Consider the following 5323-nt stretch of genomic DNA (forward strand, 5'->3'; position numbering starts at 1 on the left):
TCCGGGCCGTGCGGGCGGTCGCCGCGGGCGACGCCTGGCTGGATCCCGGGGTCACCGGGCGGGTGCTCGCCGCCTACCGGCAGGCCGCCGGGAACGGCAGCGGCGGACGCTCACCGGAACTGCTGACACCGAGGGAACAGGACGTGCTCAGGGCGATCGGCCGAGGGCTGACCAACGCGGAGATCGCCGCGACTCTCGTGATTTCGGAGGTGACCGTGAAAAGCCATATCGGCCGGATCTTCACCAAGCTCCAGTTGCGGGACCGGGCGGCGGCGATCGTGTACGCGTTCGACCACGGGATCGTGGTGCCGGGCTAGTGCGGGACGAAGGGGGGATCATGTCGGAACCGAAGCTGCGATTCGAGGTGCTCGGCCCGTTGCGGGCCTGGCACGGCGAGACCCGGCTGGACCTCGGTCCGGTCCGCCAGCAGGCCGTTCTCGCCGCGCTGCTGCTGCGCCCGGACGTGACGGTCAGCCACTACGAACTCACCGACGGGCTCTGGGAGAAGCCACCGGAGTCGAACGTGCTGCCGGTGTACGTCCGGCGGCTGCGGCAATGCCTGGACACCGCGGGGACGAAGCCGCGGGACTCGGTGATCGTGTCCGACCGCGGCGGCTACCGGTTCGCCGGCGGTGGGGTGCGCCTCGACGTGATCCGGCTGGAAGAGGTCGCCGCCGTCGCGGCCGCCGCCGAGGAATCGGGCGACCTCGTCGCCGCGGTGGACACCTTCGCCGACGCGCTGCGGCTGTTCCACGGCGAGCCGCTGACCGGGTTGCCCGGCGCGTTCGTCCAGGGTGAGCGGCGACGGCTGGAGGAACGCAAACTGCTGTTGCTGCGCCAAAAACTGCGGGTCCAGCTGAAACTCGGACGGTTCGACGAGGTGATCGGCGAGCTCTCGGCGCTGGTGTCCGCCGATCCGCCGAGCGAGCCGCTGGCCGCGCTGCTGATGCGCGCGCTCTACGGCGGCGGGCGGCAGGCGGAGGCACTGGAGGTGTTCACCGAGGTCCGCGAGCGGCTGGTGGAGCAGCTCGGCGTCGAGCCCGGCGAGGAGTTGCGGCAGGTGCAGGAGGCGGTGCTGCGCGGGGACGAAGCGCTGCTCGGCGTCGCCCCGCGCCGGGAGCCCACCCGCCGGATCCGCAACGAACTGCCCGCCACCAACGGTGAACTCGTCGGCAGGGACCGGGAACTCGCGCTGCTCGTGGAGGACGGCGATCCGGAGTCGGTCTCGGTCGACACCATCGACGGCGTCCCGGGCGCGGGTAAGACCACGCTCGCGGTGCGCGCGGCCCATCGGCTCCGCGAGTCCTATCCGGACGGTGCGTTGTTCGTGGATCTCCACGGCTACACCGAAGGCCGCGAGCCGGTGACGCCGGAGCGCGCGCTGCGGCGGCTGCTGCGCGCGGTCGGGGTCGAGGACGGGCTCATGCCGGACGATCTCGACGAGCTGTCCGCGTCGTGGCGGGCGGCGACCGCGCACCTGCGGTTGCTGCTGGTGCTCGACAACGCCGAGTCCGCCGGGCAGGTGCGGCCGCTGCTGCCGTCCGGGCCGGGCAGCAGGGTGCTGGTGACCAGCCGTCGCCGTCTGTCCGGTTTGGACGCTGATCGCCGTGTTTCCCTTGGCGCGCTGGGTCTCGAAGCGGCGGAGCGGCTGCTCGGCCGCATCGTGGGAGCGCCGAGGGCCGAGGGGGAGCGGTTCGCCGTACGCGCGCTCGCCGGACTGTGCGGGCGCCTGCCGCTCGCGCTGCGGATCGCGGGCGCCCGGCTGCAGAACCGTCCGATGTGGACGTTCAAGGACCTGGTGGACCGGATGTCGGACGACGAGCGCAGGCTCGGCGAACTGACCGCCGAGGACCGCAGTGTCGAGGTGGCGCTGCGCCTGTCGTACGAACAGCTGCGGCCCGCCGAGCAGGACGCGTTCAGTGTGCTCGGCCTGTCGCCGACGGCGGAATTCGACCGGCTCTCGGTCTCCGCGCTGCTGGACTGTTCGCCCGCCGAAGCCGAGCGGCGGCTGGAAAGCCTGGTCGACGCCAGCCTCGTGCAGGAGCCGGCGAGCGGCCGCTACCGGCTGCACGACCTGGTGGCCGTCTACGCCCGGCGGCTCGCCGGGGAGATGCCCGAGGAGGCCGCCGAAGCGGCACGGAAACGGGTGTACGGGTTGTACCTCGGCGCCGCGCGGCGGGCGAGCGAATGGGGTGTCGCGCGGTTCCCGCTGGAGACGGGCGGCCCGTTCACGGGCCAGCGCGACGCTTCCGCCTGGCTCGACGCCGTCGGCGACCTGCCGGAGGTGGTGAGCCAGGCGGCCGAAGCCGGGCTCGACGACCTCGCGTGCTCTGTCGCCGAGGGGCTGGTCGACTACCTCGCACGCCAGCAGCGATATCACGAATGCCGGACGGCGTTGCAGATCGCGCTGCCGCTGGCCGAACGGGCCGGGGACGAGCGTCTCGTCTCGTCGCTGCGGTTCTGCCTCGGCTACGCCTATGGCATGCAAGGGCAGCTGGACCGGGCGCGTGGCTGGTTCGACGACGCGCTGCAGGCGGGCCGATCCTCCGGAGACCGCGGCCTGGAGGCGCGGGCGCTGGGCGGCCTCACCATGGTGGACCTGATCGCCGGACGGCACGATCTCGCGATTCCCGGTATGCGGCGGGTGATGGTCCTGGCCGAGGAGGTGGGTGACCGCTGGCTCGCCGAGAGATCGTTGTCCGCGCTGGGCTATCTCGCCTATCTGCAGGGCGAGCACGAAGAAGCGCTCGGCCACCTCGGCCGCGCCCGTGAGCTGAGCGAGGAGGTCGGCAGCCCGGGGATGCTGGCCAGGGTGCTCTGCCACAGCGGCACCGTCCGCCTCGAAATCGGCCGGTTCGCCGAAGCGGTGTTGGACCTCCGACGTTCCGTCGAACTCGCCGAAGAGACCACGGACGGCCTGCTGATCGCGTCCAGTCTGGCCCGGCTGGGCGCCGCGGAACTGGAGCTGGGGAATCTCGACGCCGCCTTCGAACTCCAGCGGCGGGCGCTGACGGCGGTCACGGAGGAGACCGTCGTCGGGATGGAGTCCGAGATCCGCAACCGGCTCGGCCGCACCCATCTCGCGGCGGGCGATCCGGTGGCGGCCAGGGAGCACTTCGAATGGGTGCTCACCACCATCGGGCCCGACGGCGATCCCGCTCAGCGCACTCTCGCGCTGGAAGGTCTGGAACTCACCAGACAGTCGGTACTCCGGCGTTGACGATCGTGAACCGGTGCCCCGCCATGCTCGTCCGCCAGCGCGCGAAGTAGGTGTCGGCGGCGTCGGCGAGGTGTACCCCGGTGCGGACCTCGTGGACGGCGTAAGCCCACTCCGCGGCGTCGCACAGCACCAATTCCCTTGGCGCGCCACGCTTGCGGAGCACGGAGGAGCAGAGGGCACCGCGACGGCCGACGGCGCCGTCGTCGAGACAACGGCGGAGGTCTTCGACGGCGTCGGCGGCGGTGTCGAACAGCCTCCACCGGTACTTCGGCGACGGGCGGCCGTCGGCCCACGGCGTGAAGAACGCCGCCCAGCTCCAGCCCGGGCCGACGATCCCGTCCCGTTGCCCGGGGCTCGGCGCGTCGTCCCGGGGCGTCACCATGTTGTACGGGGTCCGGCTTGCCGGGCTCATGCACGTCTCCTCGTGGACCACCGGTCCGCGGGCGCGGATCCGTGCCCGGAACCGTAGGGCGGAGCCATGAAATCCCGATGAAACGCCGGTGGCTTTCGCAACCCCCGGCGCCGTCGTGAGCGACCTGGGTGCCCGACGGAGATGCCTGTACCGGCTATCGGGACGGGCCGGTCAGCTCGCCGGGACGATGAGCGACGCCATCACCTTCGGGATCAGTTCGCTGACGAACCGGCCGTCGGCGGGGAGTTCGCCGCCCTCCAGCAGGTAGTTCTGCAGGCCCTGTTCGTACAGGGCGACCAGGACGAGCACCGCGTCGTCCGGCGGGATCGTCAGTTTCCGGCCGATCCGGTCGAGCGTGCCGACCAGGATCGCGCCCAGTTCGGTGTGGAAATACCGGAACGCGGCGCCGATCCGGTCGCGGATCTCCGGCTGCCGCAGGCCCTGCGTGCGGAATTCCGCGCACAACAGGTACCAGTCCTTGTCCGCGTTGAGCGCGACCATGAACAGTTCGGCGATCCGCCCGAGCGTGGGGGAGAGGTCTTCGTGCGCGCCGACGACGGTGCCGCCGAGCACGCTCTCGGTGGCCTCGCGGAACCGCTCGAGCCGGATCGTGTTCTCCTCCTGGAACAGGGCGAGGAAGAGGTCTTCCTTCGAGCTGAAGTTCGAGTAGAAGGCGCCGCGGGTGAAGCCGGCGCGTTCGCAGATCAGCTCGACCGGGGTGTCCCGGATGCCGCGTTCGGAGAAGGCCTCGTACGCCGCGTCGATCAGCCGTCGGCGGGTGTCCGCCCGGCGCCTGGTCATGGTGGCGCTCCGCTCCTCGGTCATCTCGCCATTCTTTCGCATCGGCCCGGTTCACCCGGCTGTGGGACAGGATACATCGTGAATCGGATACAGCGTGTATTACGATACGTCATGTATCCAACGAGCGCCGGGAGCCGATCGTGTCGTCATTCCTCTACCGCCTCGGCAGGCTGGCCGCCCGCGGACGCGTACTGGTCACCGCGTTGTGGCTGGTCGTGCTGTGTGTCTCCGGCGGCGCGGCGCTGCTGTTCGGCCAGGGCACCGACGACACGTTCGCGATCCCCGGCTCGGAGTCACAGGAGGCGCTCGATCACCTCGGGCGCGTCTTCCCGCAGGTGAGTGGGACTTCGGCGCAGTTGGTGGTGCTCGTCCCGGAAGGGCAGCGAGCCGATTCCGCGGTTGTGCGCGACTCCGTCTCCGCCGTGGTCCCGGAGCTGACCGGTGCCCCGCAGGTCTCGACGGTGGTCGACCCCTTCGACCCGGCAGTGCACGACGCGGTGTCCAAGGACGGCCGCGCCGCGTTGGTCACCGTGCAGCTCGACGTCGGGCTGGCCGACATCCAGCCGTCGACCCGGACCGCGCTCGCCGGGATCGCGCAGGACCTGGAGAACCGGATCGGCCACGGCACCGAGGTGCTCACCGGCGGCGACGCGTTCTCGGACAAGGTGCCGAAGCTCAGCCCCACCGAGGGAATCGGTCTCGTCATCGCGCTCGTGGTGCTGCTGATGGTGTTCGGTTCGTTCATCGCGGCCGGAATGCCCTTGCTGACGGCGATTCTCGGCGTCGGTGTCTCGGTGGCGCTGGTCTACGCGGCGACTTCGGTGGCGACGGTGTCCTCCACGGCGCCGATGCTCGCGGTCATGCTCGGGCTCGCCGTCGGCATCGACTAC

At 71.1% G+C, this 5323-nt stretch carries 5 protein-coding genes; 3 read left to right on the forward strand and 2 right to left on the reverse strand.

What is annotated here, in order from left to right; genetic code table 11:
* Together AVR91_RS44065 and AVR91_RS39900 are read left to right on the forward strand one after the other, a co-directional pair.
* Positions 1–317 (forward strand): response regulator transcription factor (locus AVR91_RS44065; protein ID WP_228709462.1); only part of this gene is annotated, 317 nt, incomplete at its 5' end.
* 20 nt (positions 318–337) lie between these two features.
* The gene (locus AVR91_RS39900; protein ID WP_083737935.1) at positions 338–3220 is read left to right on the forward strand and encodes an AfsR/SARP family transcriptional regulator; all 2883 of its coding nucleotides are present in this window, start codon (positions 338–340) and stop codon (positions 3218–3220) included.
* On the opposite strand, the gene AVR91_RS39905 is transcribed toward AVR91_RS39900, so the two are convergent.
* Positions 3192–3632 carry a hypothetical protein gene (locus AVR91_RS39905; RefSeq protein ID WP_063276903.1) on the reverse strand — a complete coding sequence of 147 codons (441 nt, stop codon included), beginning with the start codon at positions 3630–3632 and terminating at the stop codon, positions 3192–3194. The two genes, AVR91_RS39900 and AVR91_RS39905, sit on opposite strands and share 29 nt — an antisense overlap.
* Before the next feature lie 171 nt (positions 3633–3803).
* Positions 3804–4457: a TetR/AcrR family transcriptional regulator gene (locus AVR91_RS39910; RefSeq protein ID WP_063276937.1), complete on the reverse strand. Its 654-nt coding sequence runs from the start codon at positions 4455–4457 to the stop codon at positions 3804–3806.
* Positions 4458–4573: 116 nt separating this feature from the next.
* Here AVR91_RS39910 and AVR91_RS44070 point away from each other — a divergent pair.
* Positions 4574–5323, forward strand: a 750-nt coding sequence (locus AVR91_RS44070) for an MMPL family transporter (protein ID WP_228709463.1), incomplete at its 3' end; no start/stop codon positions are given.

The organism is Amycolatopsis keratiniphila subsp. keratiniphila (assembly GCF_001620365.2).
GTDB lineage: Bacteria > Actinomycetota > Actinomycetes > Mycobacteriales > Pseudonocardiaceae > Amycolatopsis > Amycolatopsis keratiniphila.

Bases quoted from the DNA above. Each gene is read 5' to 3' on its own strand.
- AVR91_RS39900 (WP_083737935.1), top strand. From the start codon at position 338: ATGTCGGAACCGAAGCTGCGATTCGAGGTGCTCGGCCCGTTGCGGGCC.
- AVR91_RS39905 (WP_063276903.1), bottom strand. From the start codon at position 3,632: ATGAGCCCGGCAAGCCGGACCCCGTACAACATGGTGACGCCCCGGGAC.
- AVR91_RS39910 (WP_063276937.1), bottom strand. From the start codon at position 4,457: ATGACCGAGGAGCGGAGCGCCACCATGACCAGGCGCCGGGCGGACACC.